Origin of the sequence: Bifidobacterium sp. WK012_4_13 (genome assembly GCF_041080835.1) — a bacterium.
Taxonomy (GTDB): Bacteria; Actinomycetota; Actinomycetes; order Actinomycetales; family Bifidobacteriaceae; genus Bombiscardovia; species Bombiscardovia fermentum.
Window position 1 is genome coordinate 1,681,697 of record NZ_CP129683.1, and the last position, 18,060, is coordinate 1,699,756.

12 protein-coding genes are annotated in these 18,060 nt (G+C 56.7%); 5 read left to right on the forward strand and 7 right to left on the reverse strand.

The window, feature by feature from the left end; all coding sequences use genetic code 11:
* Positions 1 to 106: 106 nt before the first annotated feature.
* The 4 genes from QN062_RS06760 to QN062_RS06775 all read right to left on the reverse strand — a co-directional run bounded on the left by QN062_RS06760 (position 107) and on the right by QN062_RS06775 (position 6,019).
* Positions 107 to 2,086 (reverse strand): ABC transporter ATP-binding protein, encoded by a 1,980-nt coding sequence (locus QN062_RS06760; RefSeq protein ID WP_369342568.1) that lies wholly within the window; start codon positions 2,084 to 2,086, stop codon positions 107 to 109.
* A 104-nt stretch (positions 2,087 to 2,190) separates the two neighbouring features.
* Positions 2,191 to 4,083, reverse strand: a complete 1,893-nt coding sequence (locus tag QN062_RS06765; RefSeq protein WP_369341069.1) for an ABC transporter ATP-binding protein — start codon at positions 4,081 to 4,083, stop codon at positions 2,191 to 2,193.
* Positions 4,080 to 4,712 carry a MarR family winged helix-turn-helix transcriptional regulator gene (locus tag QN062_RS06770; RefSeq protein ID WP_369341070.1) on the reverse strand — a complete coding sequence of 211 codons (633 nt, stop codon included), beginning with the start codon at positions 4,710 to 4,712 and terminating at the stop codon, positions 4,080 to 4,082. The genes QN062_RS06765 and QN062_RS06770 overlap by 4 nt, the downstream gene beginning before the upstream one ends.
* A gap of 209 nt (positions 4,713 to 4,921) precedes the next feature.
* The gene (locus QN062_RS06775; RefSeq protein ID WP_369341071.1) at positions 4,922 to 6,019 is read right to left on the reverse strand and encodes a LacI family DNA-binding transcriptional regulator; all 1,098 of its coding nucleotides are present in this window, start codon (positions 6,017 to 6,019) and stop codon (positions 4,922 to 4,924) included.
* A gap of 364 nt (positions 6,020 to 6,383) precedes the next feature.
* Between QN062_RS06775 and QN062_RS06780 the strand changes: the two genes are divergently transcribed.
* The 3 genes from QN062_RS06780 to QN062_RS06790 all read left to right on the forward strand — a co-directional run bounded on the left by QN062_RS06780 (position 6,384) and on the right by QN062_RS06790 (position 10,959).
* The gene (locus QN062_RS06780; protein WP_369342569.1) at positions 6,384 to 8,222 is read left to right on the forward strand and encodes a glycoside hydrolase family 13 protein; all 1,839 of its coding nucleotides are present in this window, start codon (positions 6,384 to 6,386) and stop codon (positions 8,220 to 8,222) included.
* 23 nt (positions 8,223 to 8,245) lie between these two features.
* Positions 8,246 to 9,607, forward strand: a complete 1,362-nt coding sequence (locus QN062_RS06785) for an MFS transporter (RefSeq protein WP_369341072.1) — start codon at positions 8,246 to 8,248, stop codon at positions 9,605 to 9,607.
* 311 nt (positions 9,608 to 9,918) lie between these two features.
* The gene (locus QN062_RS06790) at positions 9,919 to 10,959 is read left to right on the forward strand and encodes a glycerophosphodiester phosphodiesterase (protein WP_369341073.1); all 1,041 of its coding nucleotides are present in this window, start codon (positions 9,919 to 9,921) and stop codon (positions 10,957 to 10,959) included.
* Here QN062_RS06790 and murI read toward each other — a convergent pair.
* Both murI and QN062_RS06800 read right to left on the reverse strand, forming a co-directional pair.
* Complete coding sequence (gene murI / locus QN062_RS06795) at positions 10,897 to 11,715, reverse strand: glutamate racemase (protein ID WP_369341074.1); 819 nt, start codon at positions 11,713 to 11,715, stop codon at positions 10,897 to 10,899. The two genes, QN062_RS06790 and murI, sit on opposite strands and share 63 nt — an antisense overlap.
* A 218-nt stretch (positions 11,716 to 11,933) precedes the next feature.
* Positions 11,934 to 13,355, reverse strand: coding sequence for an amino acid permease (locus QN062_RS06800; RefSeq protein WP_369341075.1), 1,422 nt, complete (start codon positions 13,353 to 13,355; stop codon positions 11,934 to 11,936).
* A 248-nt stretch (positions 13,356 to 13,603) separates the two neighbouring features.
* Here QN062_RS06800 and QN062_RS06805 point away from each other — a divergent pair, with 248 nt between their 5' ends.
* Both QN062_RS06805 and QN062_RS06810 read left to right on the forward strand, forming a co-directional pair.
* Positions 13,604 to 15,115, forward strand: coding sequence for an amino acid permease (locus QN062_RS06805; RefSeq protein ID WP_369341076.1), 1,512 nt, complete (start codon positions 13,604 to 13,606; stop codon positions 15,113 to 15,115).
* Positions 15,116 to 15,153: 38 nt separating this feature from the next.
* Positions 15,154 to 16,161: an asparaginase gene (locus QN062_RS06810; RefSeq protein ID WP_369341077.1), complete on the forward strand. Its 1,008-nt coding sequence runs from the start codon at positions 15,154 to 15,156 to the stop codon at positions 16,159 to 16,161.
* 141 nt (positions 16,162 to 16,302) lie between these two features.
* Here the strand turns inward: QN062_RS06810 and QN062_RS06815 are convergent, their stop codons facing one another.
* Complete coding sequence (locus QN062_RS06815) at positions 16,303 to 17,901, reverse strand: amino acid ABC transporter substrate-binding protein/permease (protein WP_369341078.1); 1,599 nt, start codon at positions 17,899 to 17,901, stop codon at positions 16,303 to 16,305.
* Positions 17,902 to 18,060 lie beyond the last annotated feature (159 nt).

Sequence of the window (18,060 nt, forward strand, 5' to 3'; positions counted from 1 at the left end):
ATGCCGGATACCCCTCGTGTCCCTCACCTTCGAAGCGTGCACAGGGCTCTCCGGCTGCTCGCAAGCCGGAACGACTGAGCGGGGTGCGAGCAGCTTTGAAGCGAATCTATTCCAGTTCGACCGCTCCGGTGTAGAGCTGATAGTATTCGCCGCGCTGGGCGATGAGCTCTTCGTGCGAGCCGCGTTCGATGATGCGGCCGTGGTCGAGCACCATGATCACATCGGCATTGCGAACGGTCGACAGGCGGTGGGCGATGACGAACACCGTTCGACCCTTCATCAGCGCGTCCATGCCGGCTTGCACCACCGATTCCGTTCGCGTGTCGATCGAGGAAGTCGCCTCGTCGAGAATCATCGTCGGAGGGTCGGCAACGGCGGCGCGGGCAATGGAGATGAGCTGTCGCTGGCCTTGTGACAGACCGCTTCCATCGCCCTGCAGCACGGTCTGATATCCCTCGGGAAGCATGCGGATGAAGCCGTCGGCATTGGTGAGCCTTGCAGCTTCGATGCATTCCTCGTCGCTTGCGTTCAGTCGACCGTAGCGGATGTTGTCCATGACCGTCCCGGTGAACAGGTTCACATCTTGCAGAACCACACCCAAGGAGCGCCGCAGATCGGGCTTTCTGATATTGCGCACATCGATGCCATCATAAAGAATCTGACCTTGCTGGATGTCATAGAAGCGGTTGATGAGATTCGTGACCGTCGTCTTGCCTGCGCCGGTGGCGCCGACCAACGCTATCTTCTGACCGGGCTCGGCGAACCAGGTGATGTCGTGCAGGACGGGCGTGTTCGGGGCATATCCGAATGTCACATCGGTGAATCGGACATCGCCGCGAAGCAGGGTAAGGCGTCCGTCGGGGGAAGTGACCGCGACGTTCTTTGCCTTTCGTGCGACTTCTGCAGCACCTGCGCTGAGCAGATTGGCCTGGGCGAGTGAACGCATGCCATCGTCGTCGGCTGCACGTTTCCATGCCCAGTGCTGTGTGGCTTCCTTCGATTCGACAAGATTGCCGTCCGAATCCTTGGTGACATTGACCAGGGTCACGCTGCCATCGTCGGTCTCGCTTGGCTGATCCATGAGGGCGAAGATTCTGGAGGCTCCTGCCAGGGCCATCATGACCATGTTGAACTGCATGGACACCTGTCCGATTGGATTCACATACGAACGCGTCAGCGTCAGCAGGGCGATGATCGTGCCCAGGGTCATCGACCCGGCACCGGCGAGACCGAAGTTGCCCCAGCCTGAAATCGCAGTTATCCCGCCGGTGATCGCCACCAGGATGTAGAGCAGGTATCCCATGTTCGCAACGACTGGCATCGTGGTGTTGCCGTACATGTTTGCCTTGGCGCTTGCATCGAACAGTCTCGCGTTCTTCCCGTGGAAGGTGTCGGCAGTGGCCTGTTCATGGTTGAAGACCTTGATGATCTTCTGCCCGTTGACCGATTCCTCGACGAAGCCGTTGACATCGCCAAGGGCCTCCTGCTGGATGATGAAGAAATGCCCACTGCGCGTGACCAGCATGCGTACGACGACGATGAGCAGGACGCTGAACAGAATGGTGAACAGCGTGAATGGAATCGATAGCCATGCCATGGCTATCAGCGAGGCCAGGGCGGTCACGACCGAAGAGAACATCTGCGGCAACGATTGGCTTATTGCCTGACGAAGCGTGTCGGTGTCGTTCGTGTAGCGGCTCATCACGTCACCATGCTCATGAGAGTCGAAATACCCGATTGGCAGATGCTGCTGATGGGCGAACATGCGGTCGCGTATGTCCTTCAGCGTCCCCTGCTCGACCCCGACAAGCAGCCAGTTGTATAGCCATGTGCTGAAGGTTCCCAGAGCATAGAGCGAGCCCATGAGCGTCAGCGCCTGAACCAGCGGTGCCCAGTTCGGGTTGGAGGTGCCGACGAGCGGAAGAATGTATCTGTCGACAAGAGTCTGCAGGAAGAGTGCGGAACCTGCCTGAGCAGCTGCAGAAATCAGAATCGACAGAACGATGACGATCACCTGCCAGCGATACCTCAGAATGTATCCGAACAGGCGCTTTGTGGTTCCTGGCGCTGCCTTTCGCGAAGACATGGTCCTCCTTTGACCGGCACTCTGCGGACGGGGCGAGCTGCCCTGTGGCACTGCCTTGCCCTGAAGCTTTTCCTTGTCGGCCTGCTGTGTCTGCGTTGCGTCGCTCATGCCTGTGCCACCTCCTTGTTCTGAGTCTGTGATTCATAGATTTCCCGATATTCCTCGCTGTTCTCGAGCAGCTCATCGTGGCTGCCCTGATTGAGGATCTCCCCATCCCGCATCACGATGATCAGATCGGATTCCTGCACAGAGGCGATGCGCTGCGCAATGATGATCTTCGTCGTATCTGGAATCTCCTCATGGAATGCGCGACGAATGAGTCGGTCCGTATTCGTGTCCACTGCGCTTGTGGAGTCATCGAGAATAAGGATCTGCGGTTTCTTGAGCAGTGCCCGTGCGATGCAGATGCGCTGGCGCTGGCCGCCCGAGACGTTGGTCCCGCCTTCGTCGATATGCGTGTCGTATCCATCTGGAAGCTCGCGGATGAAGCCATCGGCCTGGGCAAGCATGCAGGCATGGACGATTTGTTCGTCTGTCGCATGCGGGTTGCCCCAGCGTAGATTCTCCTTTATGGTTCCGGTGAACAGAAGGTTCTTCTGCAGCACCATGGCCACTGAATCGCGAAGCGCCTCGAGGTCGTAGTCCTTCACGTTCACGCCGCCGACCTTCACCGAGCCACCGGTGACATCATAGAGACGTGGAATGAGCTGAACGAGACTCGATTTTGAAGAACCGGTTCCACCGACGACGCCAACGGTCATGCCGCTGGGAATCGTGAGCGAGAGGTCGTTCAGGACGGGCTTTTCCGAGCTGCTTGCATAGCGGAAGGTCACATGATCGAACGCTATGGAACCGTCGCGTACCTGCTCGATTGGATGGGCGGGGTTGGTGACGGTGCTCTGCTCGACAAGAAGCTGCGTGATGCGTTCTGCCGATGCGCGTGAGATGATGACCATCACGAAGATCATCGAGAGCATCATCATGCTCATCAGAATCTGCATCGCATAGGTGACCAGTGCGGTCAGATCCCCGGTTGTGAGCCCAAGCGACGCGCTGTTTCCAGATGCCACGATCTGGTGCGCTCCCGCCCATGCGATGACGATCATCGTGGCGTACATGCACAGCTGCATCAGTGGCATGTTGAAGCTCAGGACCTTCTCCGCCTTGACGAAGTTGTCATAGATGCGCTGCGAGATCCTTGAGAACTTATGCACCTCGAAATTCTCACGATTGTATGATTTCACGACGCGGACTGCCTGCAGGTTCTCGTCCACCACGTTGTTCAGCTCGTCGTAGGTCCGGAAAACGCGCTCGAATATGGGGTGCACGAACCAGGCCAGCGCAATCAGACCTATGCCGAGGATTGGGATGGTGACAAGGAAGACGAGGGAGATCGATGGACTGATCCGGAATGCAAAGATCCAGGAGACGATGACCATCACGGGCGCTCTCATGCCGAGACGAACGATCATCTGGAAGGCGTTCTGGATGTTCGTCACATCGGTGGTGAGGCGAGTGATTATCGAACCCGTGGAGAAGCGGTCGATATTCGTGAAGCTGAAGGATTGCACCTTGTCGAACATGTCTCCGCGCAGGTTCTTCGCCAGGCCCGAGGCGGCATATGCCGCGTACTTTCCTGAAAGGAATCCACAGACGAGCGAAACCACAGAGCAGCATAGCAGTATGATGCCGAAGCGCCAGAGCGTGCCGATGTTCTTTCCGGAAATTCCCTGATCGATCAGGGCAGCCATGACCGTCGGAATGATGATCTCGAGGATGCCTTCGACGAACACGAATCCAGGAGCCAGAAGCGTTGGCTTCCTGTATTCGCGAAGGCAGCTCAGCAGCACTCGAAGTGTGTGCTGCTGGGTGCCTTGGGAGATGCCGCTGGATTGTGCGTTCTGTCCATTCTTGGGGCCTTGCGTGCCCTTGAGCCCTGAAGTCCTTCGCTCTGGCTTCGCGATACCGCTTTCAGTTCGCGCCGTCGTTGTTGTCATTCCTTTTCGTCCCTTCCTCTTGCCTTGTCTGAAAACCGCTTGCGCGCATGCGCCGACGCGTCATTCTTCTCGCCGACGCCACCCAATCTGGAAGCATCACGGGATCCTTGGTCTCTGTCGGAGCCGGCCAGCCCGGTCGATATGAGATTCTCTCTCATGCGTCCCAGCGATTGCAGAAGTTCCTGTATCTGTGCCTGGCTCATCCCCGCAAGGAGCGTCTCTTCCATATGCGCGGCATTGTCGCGAAGCTGCTCGACGATGCCCCAGGACTCAGTCGTGAGTGATATCTTTCGCAAGCGTTTGTCGCGCTTCACTTCCTCGCGTCTGATCAGCCCCTTATGCTCCATCCTGGTGAGAACGCGCGATGCCGTTGAACGCGTGATGGAGAAATGCCGTTCGATGTCATGTTGAAAGACGTCGCAGTCACGATGCTTCGAAAGATATACGATTATCGGGGTGTTTGAGCCTGTGGCCATTCGTGCGTCTTCAGGCATCGTGGCGCTCAGATAGCGGTGGATGAGATGGTGCAGGCAGTGAATTGCCATGCTTGGCCTTCTCAGACCTTCGCTGTTCGCGACTTCGCGAAGATATGATTGATCCGCTTCCTGTTCTGTCTGTTCTGTCTCCAACGTTTCTCACCTTCTCGTCCTCTGAGGCAATGTCTCACGAAGCGTGCAGACATGGGCAAGAAGTCAGGATAATACCCCATATGTACATTTGTTGCATATGCAACAATTAACTTTTTGGCAAGCTTTTGAGGGCGGCTGCCCATGAAAACCGCTGGCATCATGTCGGTCTGCGCATGAAGGCGCGAAGGCCCACGTCCAACGTCGTGGGATTAATGCCTCGCAGCGTTCTTCGGAGCAGGACCAAGCGTCCTTCGTGCAATGAAGGATGTGAAGTCCCGGCTGAACATGGGTTTCTGCGCGTCTGACTCTGCAGCCTTCACTCCGGCAAGATCCGCACGTTCTGGAAGGCTTCCCTCTGGCTGATCGGCCTTGAGAAGGCTGAGCATCGTCTGCGCGGCGTATCGCGCGTTGCCAAGTGCATTCTGTCGGAATGTGGCCAGCCCGATCAGCTTCGAAACCGGATTGTCGTCGAACCCGACGACCGACACGTCTTCGGGTATGCGCAGGCCCTGCTCTCGCAGCGCGCTCATGAGTGTGATGGCAAAGTCGTCTGTTTCCACGAACAGGACGGATGGCCGTGGCGTCGTTGCCGTCCACTGTCTGAGGATCGACTCGACCCCTTCCCTGTCAGCCTTGCCATTCGAACTTGCAAAATGGTGGAACGACCGTTCTGGATACCCCTGTGCTCTGCATATGCGTTCAAATTGCGGAATGCGTTCGGAATAGCTGTAATCGTGGAACAACCCAGGCTGGGGATAATGGACGAATCCGATGGCGGTATGCCCAAGCAGCTTGATTCTGCGGGCAGCCATGAGCATCGATTCGTCATTGTTCAATACGACGGCCGCATCGTATCCCTGGGTTCCATATGAATCGAGGCCGACGACGGGAATGTGCGATGCCGCGAGCTGTTCGGTGTGGCTGTCACTGAGGTGGATTGAGGAGATGATGATGCCGTCGGTGTTGTTGTTGCGCGAAAGCAGACGAAAGAAGGTGTCAAGTTCCTCTGGCGTGTGCAGTGCGAGCGGGAATAGGTCGTAGTCTGATTGGGAAATGACCGAATACAGTCCTTCCAGGGATGTCGAAGTGAACCATGTGTTGAAATGGTCGACGAACAGGGCTGTGATGCGAAAGGATTTGCGAGAGGCCAGCGCTGACGCGCTCTTGGACAGAACAAAATGCTCGCGGTCTGCTATTTCCTGGATGCGCTTCCTGGTCGCCTCGCTGATCCGTGCGTCCCCGTGAAGTGCGCGGGAGACTGTGGAAAGGGAAACGCCTGCCATTTCGGCCAAGTCTTTCAAAAGCATCGTCTAACCCTGTTCCCTTTGTGCCGTAAGCCACCTGGCGTACTGTTCAACAGTACTCCTCTTCCGCGTCTTTGAGGGGATGAATGCGCTCGCGGTCTGTCGGATGTCGGATTCGGTCTCTGCGGGCATGGGTCAGTGTCTGTGCCTGAGCCTGGGCATGCACCGATAAAAATAATTGTGCTAGCGCTTGCACAATGATTATGCAAGCGCTAGCATGAATGCGAAGTTGCAATCAAGGACGATATTAAGAAGGTCAAAGTTGACTATGAACAGTGAAACTCGGGACAGGATGGAAGCCGCAGACGGCAGTGATGCAGCGCACGATGCGATGAACGATGCGATGAACGATACCCTCTCTGGAAGTATTTCGTCGCAGTCGCAGTCGCAGTCACATGGAGATGACGGCGAACTCGTCTCGGACGACGGGGCGCTGTGGTGGAAGCAGGCGAGCGTCTATCAGATATATCCCCGCTCCTTCAAGGACAGCACGGGTTCCGGCCTGGGCGACATTCGGGGGATTACCTCGAAAATGGATTATCTCCAGCATTTAGGAGTGGACGCGATCTGGCTGAGCCCCTTCTACCCTTCGCATCTGCTCGACGGGGGTTATGACGTCGACGACTATCGCAACGTCGACCCCAGGCTGGGCACCATGGATGACTTCAGTGCCATGGTGGATGCCGCGCATACGCGAGGCATCAAGGTCGTCGTCGACATCGTTCCAAACCACACATCCATGTATCATCCCTGGTTCCAGGAAGCCCTGAACTCTTCGAAGGGTTCGGCTGCGCGCGACAGGTACATCTTCCGCGATGGCCGTGGCGAGCATGGGGAGCTGCCGCCGACGAACTGGACTGCGAATTTCGGAGGTCCCGCATGGAAGCAGGTCGCGGACGGTCAGTGGTATCTGCATCTGTTCACCCCAGGGCAGCCCGATCTGAACTGGAAGAACGAGGAAGTGCGTCAGGATTTCCTGAAGACGCTTCGTTTCTGGTGCGATCACGGCGTCGATGGCTTCAGGGTCGATGTCGCGCACGGTCTTGCCAAGGATCTCGATCGTGACGATCTCGACGCATGGGATGTTGACGTGTTCAAGCCCATTCCTTCGGATGGATCGGATCCCGTCTATGACCGCAATGAGGTCCATGAGATCTATCGTGAATGGCGCAAAGTGTTCAACCAATACGATCCGCCACGATTCGCGGTGGCGGAGGCTTGGGTGAATCCGGACCGTCAGTATCTGTATGCAAGCACCAAGGAGCTTGGTCAGGTCTTCAACTTCGAATTTGCCAAGAAGAACTGGATTCGCGACGAAATGCATGACGCGATCGACGAAGGCATCGCGGCGGCTGACAAGGCGGGCTCGACGTCCACCTGGGTGATGAGCAACCATGATGTGCCTCGCAGCGCAAGCCGCTATGCTCTTCCGCAAATTCCAAGCCCAGGTCATATGCATCAGATCTCGCTTGATTGGCTGCTGCGAGATGGCAAGAGCTACGTCGAGAACAGGGAGTTGGGTACAAGACGAGCGAAGGCCGCCATTCTCCTCGAGCTTGCGCTGCCAGGTTCGGCATACATCTATCAGGGCGAGGAACTGGGACTGTTCGAGGTTCCAGACATTGACTGGGACGAGCTTGAGGACCCGACCGCGCTGCGCACGAATCGCGCGGACAGCAGCAAGGGCCGCGACGGTTGCCGGGTGCCTCTTCCCTGGGTGGCAGACGACGCCTCGGAGGATGAGCGTGGCGATGGCTTTGCCAGAAAGGGTTCCTTCGGATTCTCCCCATCCGACGATCCATCCGGCGTTCCGTCCGGATCGGCCTCTGACGAAGCCCAGACCCACCACCCACATCTCCCGCAGCCGATGTGGTTCAAGGACTATGCCGTCGATGTGGAAGACGGCGATGCGACTTCCATGCTGAGTCTGTATCGCAAGGCTCTGAGTATTCGGCACGATCTCAAGGTCTTCGATACCGAGTTCGCATGGTTGCCGGAAGACACCGCTTCGGATATCGCCGACGGCGCCGATGGAAGCAAAGGCGGCGTCATCGCTTATCGCAGAAGCAATGGATGGGCGAATCTCACCAACTTCGGAAGTCAGGCGGCTGCATTGCCCAAGGGCAAGGTGCTATTGGCCTCGGGACCATTGACCGACGATGGAAAACTTCCCCAGGACACGAGTGTCTGGATGCAGCTCCGCTAGGGGCTGAGGAAAGGAGCGACACCATGAGCATGCAGCCTCAGAGCATCCCCGCGAACAACCATCCAAGCACGGCGTTGGCCGCCGAATCGCAGGCGCTGGAACCGGAGCCGGTGATTCCACGGAAGGAAGGCACTTCGGGTTCGGCCTCAACGCCAGAGTCATTATCCACACGAGAGTTCTGGCGTTACCTTATCGGATTCTTCGTGTTCAATACCCTGATCTATGCCGGTTTCACGATGGTCACCGGCGTTCTCATGCCGCAGAAGCTCAAGGATCTGGGCATAGCCGACTATAGCTCCGCGCTGGGGACGATAAATGCCGTCGGTGCAGTCCTGTCGATGTTCATCAACGTGCTCCTCGGAGCCTTGTCGGATAGGACGCGGACTCGATTCGGCAGACGAACCCCTTGGATCGTCGTCGGCGCACTGTTCACGGGATTGGGATTCTTCCTCATCAGCCTTCCGGCGACCTGGGCAGGGGTCGGAATCGCATATTGCACCTCGCTCGTCGGTCTCAACATGATGGTCGCGCCAATCACCGCGGTGCTTTCGGATCGAATTCCTGAGTCCCGTCGTGCCACGATCTCGGCCGCCTTCGGTGGAGGGGCGGTCGTTGGACAGTCGATAGGCAACATGGTCGCAGCCGCGTTCCTGACAACGGTGCTTCTTGGCTTCGGCGTCGCCGCGGTTCTACTGATTCTTTCTGGCGTGCTTGCCGTGATCGTGTTCCCAAGAGAGCCTTCGAGCAAGGATCTGGAACATCATAGGGAAAGCCTGTGGCAGGTTCTGGTGAACTCGTTCACGCCCCCGACCAGGGGAGCGGGCGACTTCTGGAAGGCCTTCATCTGCAGAACGGGTCTGATCATCGCCTATCAGATGGTGACTTCATACCAGCTCTACATCCTTGAGGACTATATCGGAGCGTCAAAGGCATCGACGGCCGCGGCCATCTCGCTCATGTCGATTATCACCATGGTGGTGTCGCTCATCGCATCCGCCACCTCCGGACCCATCACCGATTTCATCGGGCGCAGGAAGCCATCGATATTCGTCGCCGGGGTTCTCTATGCAATCGGCATAGCCATGCCTTGGATAATGCCAAGCGAGACGGGCATGTACCTTTTCGCAGGCATCGCAGGATTTGGGTATGGCATGTACATGGCCGTCGATCAGGCAATCAACGTCGATGTGCTGCCGGATAAGAAAACAGCGGGCAAGGATCTGGGATTCCTGAACATCGCCACCTGCGCCGGCCAGGCCTTGGGCGCATCGTTCACGTCCCTGATCGTGGTGCATCTGGGAGGTTACTTCTGGGTCTTCCCGACTGCAATAATCATGACTGCCATTTCGGTGATCTCTGCGCTCTGCATTCGTCGAATGCGCTGAGTGCTCTGAGTGCCCTGAGTTCATGCGGAGCAGGGCATGTGGCAAGATTCCTCTGGGCTGCCCGCCGCGGCAGATGTCTGCGAGGAATCCAAGCGTCTTCAAGGCGCATTACCTTTTGGGATGCAGTGCTTTGGATTCCAAGATGCGGCAGACCCATGATCCAGCCCGGGGAATAGGTGCACTCACGAAATGTCAAGCAACCGTTCAGAGGATTTTGCGAATGACTCCATAATGTAGGTACTCCCTGATGCAGGCTGCGCTGATGGCTTGCGTCGCTATGCAGCGCACCAAGCATAGGCGAATGACTGAATGTGGGAGATGATGTTTACTTGGGTATCAGCCGCATTCACCATGGTCTCGATTTCTCCGCCATTGTCGGACGCATCCTTAGACTCATCCCTTCGATCGCTGCCATACTCATCGCCGCATCGATGATCGGATCAGCTTCGGTGCAGCTCATCATTGGACGAGCCGCTGGAGTGGACAACATCCCCATCGTCATGGCTCACCGAGGCGGTTCGGAGACTTCTCCCGCAGGGTCTGAGGAAAGCTTCAGACAGGCCGTGCAGGAGAAGCTCGCTGTGGAAATGGACCTGAGAAAGCTTGCGGACGGCAATATCGCGATTTCGCATGATTCGACGACGCAGGATTACATTCAGACCATTCGCGGCAGCTCGGTCGGCACGATATCCACCCAGGTCTGGGAAAGTCTGTGTCTGGTGAGCTCGCAATCGAAATGCTACAATCCGACCGTGTTCTCGAGGGTGTTGAAGGATGTTCCGGACTCTGTTGTCATGGCCGTCGAGAACAAGCAGGATGAAGTCACGGTCAAGCAGCTTGAGAAGATTCTGGACCGGTCAGGGCATAGGAAGAATGCGATTATCGAATCCCTTGATTTCAGTGAGATCCAAGAAGCAGCCGAAGATGGCTTCCGAACCATGTATGTTGTCCACAAGCACCAGAGCATCGACCTTCAGGCCGTCGCAGATGCCGGGACTGAAATCCTTGCTGTCAGCTCCTTCTACTCCACGGCTCTGGCAGGCCAGGCCCAGGCCGTCGGACTTCATCTATGGGTCTGGACTGTGGACCGTCCGTTCATGGCCGTCCGATGGGCGAAAGCTGGAGCCGATGGGCTGATAACGGATTATCCGTTGAGAATGCGCAGGATGCTGGAAACGAACTATGCCCTGACGCACGGTGTCTCCATCCCGCAGCTCTTCCACATGAGTCTCGAGCTGCAGGCATGGCTGCCTCGTGCAGCCTCCCGCGCGGTGTCGGTGAAAAGGCGATCAGAGCATGCTCTCGGACTTCGGGCCGCTGCGGCCGAACTCAGTCGTCGATTCGATGCTTGAAGCGAAGAGTTGCCTATACAGATCGGTTTCGTGGGGGTTGACCGAACTGCTGAGGAACTCAATGCTGCGGCATGCGTTGGTGCTTCTGAGCAGTTGCCTCTCCCCGAGCAGATGTGTCAGATGCCGCGTGAGCCCTTCGTATCCTGTATAGAAGCTCGGGTTTGAAGGCAGACACTCGGCAATCTGATCCTTGACGAATGGGTAATGCGTGCAGCCGAGGACGACGGCGTCGAATCGTCGCCCACTCGTTGTGCTGAGCAGCCTTCGCAAGAGGTCTTTGACATCGTCCAGACGCTGCGCACCGCACTCGATGAGACCAGCCAGGCCGGAGCACGGCAGCGTCTCGATGTGTCGCTCGCCCGAGAACAGATGCAGCTGCCTCTGGAATTTCGGCATGGCAAGCGTGAGCGGCGTCGCCATGACCAGGATGTTCTGAGCGCCGTTGTCGACCGCCTCCTTGAGCGCAGGCTCGATGCCGACGATCGTCAGGTCGGGATAGCGTTCGAGCAGCATGGGCTTCGCTGCGCTCGTGGCGGTGTTGCAGGCGATGACCATTCCCTTGATATGGTGCATGAGTAATTTCTGCACCGCATCGTTGGTCAGCCGCTGCACCTCCTCGCGCCGCTTCTCGCCATAGGGTGCATTCCCTGAGTCGCCAAAGAACACAAAATCCTCGTGCGGCAGCATGCTTGCAAGAACCTTGAGCGTGCTGATGCCTCCAACGCCGGAATCAAAAACGCCTATCGGTGAATCCATCGCCTGCAACCTGCCGCCTCACATTCATAGTCCCTGCACCTCATGGACTGCGTCCCATCGTCCGGAACAGCCGTGTCTGCCAGCATGCGCTCGCAGCAAGTCCTCCCCGACGTTTCGATTGGAACAGGACGATCTACGCCACACCTGTGCCCACTGAATCATGTCTATCATAATCATTTGCAGGTCATGTGTGCATTGACCCTTGCCGCATGACTCGTTCAGTGTGAATTTTGACCGGAAAGCGAATCGACGTCTTTGACATCGCGCTCACGTCGGGCCTGGAAGGCGTAGAAGATGACGAATGCCAGACACCAGGCGATTGCGCCGAAGGCACCTGCGCGATCGTCAGGCATGACGAACAGGCTCGCAAATATCAGGACAAAGAATGCTATGCTCAGCGGACTTGTTATCGAATATGCAGGCATCACGAACCCGCTTGGCATGAAATCAGGGGATTTGCGGTATCTGCGGTGAGCGAGCATGGCAAGAATGTAGACCACGATATAGAGGTCGCTTGAGATTCCCGTCACAATGGTGAAGGCGCCCCCGACCCCGCGGAAAAGACTGATGAAGGGTGCGAGAAGCATCAGCATGCCTGACAGGAGGATGCCGTGCGCGGGTATGCCGTTTCTCGAGATCCTTGCAAGGAAGCTGCTGAAGCGGCTTTTTCCCTCTGCCTCGGTTGCAATCTGATAGAGATGCCTGCCTGCAGAGAAGATCGAACTGTTGAGCGCGGATGCGGCTGCCGTGAGCACGACGGCATTGATGACCGCCGCAGCCGCAGGGAGTCCTGCAAGCTGGAACACCTGCACGAATGGGCTTTTATCGGGCTTGATGCTGTTCCATGGCACGATCATCATGATTACGACGAGAGAAAGAATATAGAAGAGGAGAATTCGGATAAGGGTGTTGTTGACGGCCTTGCGAATTATTCTTCGGGGCTCCTTCGCCTCGCCAATGGTGATGCTGATGAATTCAATGCCCTGGAATGCGAAGAACACCATGGGGAATGCTGCGGCGAAAGCCATGAATCCCTTGGGGAATGCACGAAGCTCGATGAAGAGATTCGAGATGGCTGCTTGGCCGAGTGGGGTGGACGTGTGATTGATCGTCATGACCACTCCTGTGACGATCAGTGCGATTATCGCGACGATCTTGATCATGGCGAACCAGAATTCGGTCTCGCCAAAGAGCTTTGCCGTCGATAGGTTGAGCAATACCAGAACTGACAGAACGCATAGCTCTATGAGCCATGCAGGCACCTGAGGCAGCCAGAACTGCACATAGTTGCCGATGGCTGTGAGCTCGGCCATCGAAAGGAACACGAGGCCCAGCCAGTAGGTCCATCCTGCAAACTGGCCTGTGCGAGGTCCCATGTATTTGGCAATGTAGGCAACGAAGGTGTGCTGCGATGGGTCTGCATAGAGCATCTCGCCGATTGCGCGCATCATGAGGAAGAAGAAGAGTCCGAGAATCAGATAGACCAGCAGCACGGATGGGCCGGTCTGGCTTATCGTCGTGCCGGCACCCAGGAAAAGCCCGGTGCCTATCGTCCCGCCGATCGCGATCATCTGAACATGTCGATTGCTCAGCGATCTGTGCGTACCGTCCTCATTGATCGTTGGCTGTGTCTGCGACATCGTTTTCCCCTCTGGCATGGAGCAGCCTTCCACCGAGACCGCCAAGACTAAAACTGTCTGACACCTTAGGGTCGCTCTGTGACATATATGGGTTTTGCCTCCCGCTCCTTCGCGGGTGAATGGCAATAATGAGAAGATGCTTCACCTGTTCATGCGGTGAGTATACGATGACAGCGTATGCGATGATTGTTGCCCACGATGGCTTGAATCATTGCTTTTGTGTTTATTGGCACAGATATTGGGGGATTATGGTCAGCAACATTGAGGAACAGCACGAGAGTTCCGAGCAGAGGACGGTGACCGAAGACAGAAGTGACTCTGACTATTCAAAGGACCTGAAGCCGCGGCACATTCAGATGATTGCCATCGGCGGCTCCATTGGAACAGGGCTGTTCCTCGGCGCAGGTGGTCGTCTCGCGCAAGGCGGCGCAGGCCTGACCATCGCTTATGCGGTCTGCGGCATCTTTGCATTTCTTATGGTCCGTGCACTTGGCGAGCTGGCAATCCGTCGTCCGTCGTCCGGCGCCTTCGTCTCATACGCTCGGGAATTCCTTGGAGAAAAGGGCGCATACATCACTGGATGGCTGTTCTTCCTTGACTGGTCAACGACCATCATGGCAGACATCACGGCAGTCGCCGTATACGTCCATTATTGGAAATCCTTGCAATTCATTCCGCAATGGGTCATCGCCCTCGCGGCGCTCGCGCTCGTGTTCGTCATGAACCTGATGAGCGTGAAGCTTTTCGGAGAGGCGGAATTCTGGTTCGCGGCCATCAAGGTTGCGACGATTCTGATCTTCATGGTGGTTGCCATATGGGCGATCGTCTCGGGTGCTGCCGTCGGCGGTTCTCATGCGGGGTTGACGAACATCACCGACCATGGTGGCTTCTTCCCAGAAGGGCTTCCCATCGTCTTTGCATTGACGCTCGGTGTCGTGTTCGCATTCGGAGGCACTGAGATGGTCGGAGTGGCGGCTGGCGAGGCGAAGAACGCTCGCAAGGTGTTGCCCAAGGCGATCAATTCGATGATTATTCGCATATTCGTCTTCTACGTCGGCTCTGTCGTCTTGATGGCTCTCGTTCTGCCATATACGGCGTATTCAAGCAACGAATCTCCATTCGTGACCTTCTTCTCTGGCCTTGGAATCCCATATGCGGGAAGCATCATTCAGCTGGTTGTGCTCACTGCCGCATTGTCCTCGCTGAATGCTGGATTGTATGCGACTGGGCGAACGCTGCGTTCCATGGCGGTTGCGGGGTCGGCCCCGAAGATAGCCCGTGTCATGAACAAGCATCACGTTCCCGCGGGTGGCATCATGATCACCTCTGCACTGGGGCTCTTTGGGGTCTTGCTGAATGCCATTCTTCCCGATGAGGCATTCGAGATCATCATGAATCTTGCTGGGATCGGCATCGCTGGAACATGGGCCGCCATCCTAGTCACTCACCTGGTCTTCCTCAGACGGGTAAGGGAAGGCAAGGAAACGAGACCTGCCTACCATATGCCAGGCGCACCATACACGAATTATGTGGCGTTGGTGTTCTTCGCCGTCGTCGTCATCTCAAATCTGTCGAGTGCCTCGGGGCGCTGGACCCTTGCGCTGTTCTGCGTCGTCGTGCTGCTGATGGTTGCAGGTTGGTATTACGTGCGTGGACGCGTTCGTGGCGATCTGCTCGATGAGATCGATCTTGGTCAGGATGATGACGAGGCATCGCGAGCCATTGAATCGAAGAATTCAGATGCGAAATCTGAGAGATAGGCAATGACTGTTCACATTACGGAGGGTGGGTTGCTGATATGCGTATTCATGTGACATATACCGGTGGCACGATCGGCATGGTCGAATCCAATGAAGGCCTGGTCATCGGCGCTGACATGCGCGGCTGGCTTTTTCGGATTCTGTCCGAAGGCAACGAGGAGCGAAGCGATGAGGTGACATTCACCGAGCTCGATCCCCTTATCGATTCTGCGAATGCCACGCCGGAGAGTTGGCAGCAGATAATCGATGATCTGCGCGAGCACCGCGAATCGGCGGATGCGTTCGTAGTGCTGCATGGCACGGACACGATGGGATACACGACAGCGGCGATGTCATATGCATTGACCGAATTCGGGAAACCCGTTATTTTCACCGGGGCGCAGCATCCTTTGGGACGCATCGAATCGGATGCGACGGCGAACGTGACCGGCGCCTTGAACGCTGCCTTGAGTGGACGCGCCCGGGGCGTGAACCTCTTCTTCGGCCATCACCTCTTTGCGGGCAATCGCGTGACCAAGACCTCTTCCTGGGCGTTCGAAGGTTTCGATTCACCGATAACCGGCCCGGTCGCCCAATCGGGAACTCCCTGGCATTGGCGCGACATCGACCGTACGGGCAGGGGATGGGCGAATCCCAAGCCTTATCGGCGCCATGACGTCGCGGTAATCGACATGGTTCCCGGAATAACGGCGACCCGTTTTGCGGCGATGGCTTCGCCACAGCCGGAAGCCGTCATCATTCGAGCCTATGGCGTGGGCAATGTGCCCAGTGAGGAAGAGGGACTGACAGGCGCCATAGCAGGTTTGCTCGATGATCAGGTGCCGGTGGTCATCACCTCGCAGTGCGAGCAGGCCGAAGTGCTGCTGGGACGTTACGAAACCGGTGATGCAATCGCCCGTGCGGGCGCATGCAGCTCGGCGGACATGACGTTCGAAGCGGTCTATGCGAAGACGGTATTCCTGCTCTCGCAAGGGCTGCGCGGCAAGGAGCTCTCCGATTGGATGACCGTTCCGATCGCCGGGGAACTCACTCCTGGGGTCGCCTGAACGGGAAATTTCATCGAGATTCCAAGTTTTGGGAACTTGCAAAAGTATAAGGCCCTTGAATCGTTGAAAAATCGACCGAAGTTAAGCCAATAATCAGGTTTTATACTTGAGCAAGTCCCCAAAACTTGGAATCTCGTCAGATTAGCGGCGATGCAGCTTGCGGTCCGCCCAGTTTGCCACCAGGGTGAGCAGCGATATCGCAACGAAGTAGATCACGCCCACCATGAAGAGTGTCTCGGTGACGCGGAAGTTGGCCGCGTAAAGTTGTTGCGCCTGATACAGCAGGTCTGCGAAGCCGATGGTCAGCAGCAATGACGAATCCTTTATCATGATAATCAGCTGATTGATGACCGATGGTGCAGCGATCTTGAACGCCTGGGGAAGAATGATCTCTCTCATGGTCTGGCCATAGGTGAGTCCCAGCGACTGTGCTCCCTCGGTCTGACCGATGTTGACGGATTGAATGGCGCCGCGCAGGATTTCCGTCAGGTATGAGCCTGAGTTCAGCGATAGGGTGAGCAGCCCCGATATCCACAGCCAGTTTCCGAGCGCATGCCCGACGAGCTGAGGAATGCCGAAGTAGAAGAAGAACGCCCAGACCAGCAATGGCGTGCCTCGGAACACGGCAACGTATATCTGAGCGATGAACTGCACGATTCGGTTGGGGAATACGCGCATGAGTCCGAACACGAGCGATAGGATCATGGCGACGATGAACGACAGCGCCGTGATGATCAGGGTGTTGCGAAGACCAAGCATGAGCGCGGGGAACGACTGTCTGACCAACTGCCAGAAGCTCGGCCGTGTGGCAGCCTTGATCGTCGCCGAGCCTGTCGAGGCGCTGCTGCCAAGATATTTCACCAGAATCTTGTCATACTTGCCACTTGCCTTCAGATTCTTCAACCCTACGTTGAAGGCTGCGAGGAGTGCGGCATTCTTGCCCTTGTTGACGGCGAAGCCGTACGATCCCTCGGGAATTTTCTTCGTGACGGTCTTGAGGCCGTTATCTTGAGATACCCCATATGCAAGAACGGGGTAATCGTCGAAGACCGCCGATGCGTTCCCTGACTTCACCATCTCGTACATGGTTGCGGACTGGTCGACGGACTTGACGCTGAAGCCATATTTGCTGGCAACCGACTTGGCGTAGCTCTCCCCTTCGGACCCGGACTTCACGACGACGGTCTTGCCCTTCAGGTCCTTGTATGACTTGATGGTGCTGTCGTTCTTCGCGATTGCCATCTGGATTCCTGATTCAAAGTATGGATCGGAGAAATCGTAGATCTGCTTGCGCTCGTCGGTTATCGACATGCCTGCTATGACGCCGTCCGCCTGGTTCGAGCTCAGTGCCTGCAAGGCGGCGTTGAATCCCAGGGACTGGATCGTTATGCTGAATCCCTGGTTCTTGGCGATCGCGTTCATCAGATCCATGTCGATGCCGACCATCTGACCGTTCTGGCGGAACTCGAATGGGGCGAAGGTCGTGTCGGTCGCGATGGTATATGACTTGCCCTTTGCCTTCAGAGCCTCTTTCCTGGTGGCTGCCGTGACGGTGGATGTTGATGTGGTGGACGTCGAGGTGGAGGAGCTGCTGCCATCCGCAGCCTGGGCGATTTGAGTGCCGCCGGCAAACAGCCCGGCCACGATTGCCACGACGGTGAGCAGCGTCGCCAGCAGCCTTGTTCGGTGCAATGAATGGATGTATTTGCCAATGCCTGAACGCATATGTAATCCCCCCATGCATTGCCATATCGGGCAATGCACCATATTCGGGCACATGTCTGAGCACCCGCCGAAGTCCGTTGAACCCTTTCATGATAGCAATCGCTGATTGCATTGCCGATTATCTGTTCATAACTGCCATGTCAGGCGAGAATCTTGCGCATGGGCCGCTTTGCC

What these genes read in the sequence shown, in the direction of transcription:
- QN062_RS06765 (WP_369341069.1), bottom strand. Translation starts at nt 4,083, where the DNA reads ATGACAACAACGACGGCGCGAACTGAAAGCGGTATCGCGAAGCCAGAG.
- QN062_RS06775 (WP_369341071.1), bottom strand. Translation starts at nt 6,019, where the DNA reads ATGCTTTTGAAAGACTTGGCCGAAATGGCAGGCGTTTCCCTTTCCACA.
- QN062_RS06815 (WP_369341078.1), bottom strand. Translation starts at nt 17,901, where the DNA reads ATGGGGGGATTACATATGCGTTCAGGCATTGGCAAATACATCCATTCA.
- QN062_RS06800 (WP_369341075.1), bottom strand. Translation starts at nt 13,355, where the DNA reads ATGTCGCAGACACAGCCAACGATCAATGAGGACGGTACGCACAGATCG.
- QN062_RS06810 (WP_369341077.1), top strand. Translation starts at nt 15,154, where the DNA reads ATGCGTATTCATGTGACATATACCGGTGGCACGATCGGCATGGTCGAA.
- QN062_RS06785 (WP_369341072.1), top strand. Translation starts at nt 8,246, where the DNA reads ATGAGCATGCAGCCTCAGAGCATCCCCGCGAACAACCATCCAAGCACG.
- QN062_RS06805 (WP_369341076.1), top strand. Translation starts at nt 13,604, where the DNA reads ATGGTCAGCAACATTGAGGAACAGCACGAGAGTTCCGAGCAGAGGACG.
- murI (WP_369341074.1), bottom strand. Translation starts at nt 11,715, where the DNA reads ATGGATTCACCGATAGGCGTTTTTGATTCCGGCGTTGGAGGCATCAGC.
- QN062_RS06760 (WP_369342568.1), bottom strand. Translation starts at nt 2,086, where the DNA reads ATGTCTTCGCGAAAGGCAGCGCCAGGAACCACAAAGCGCCTGTTCGGA.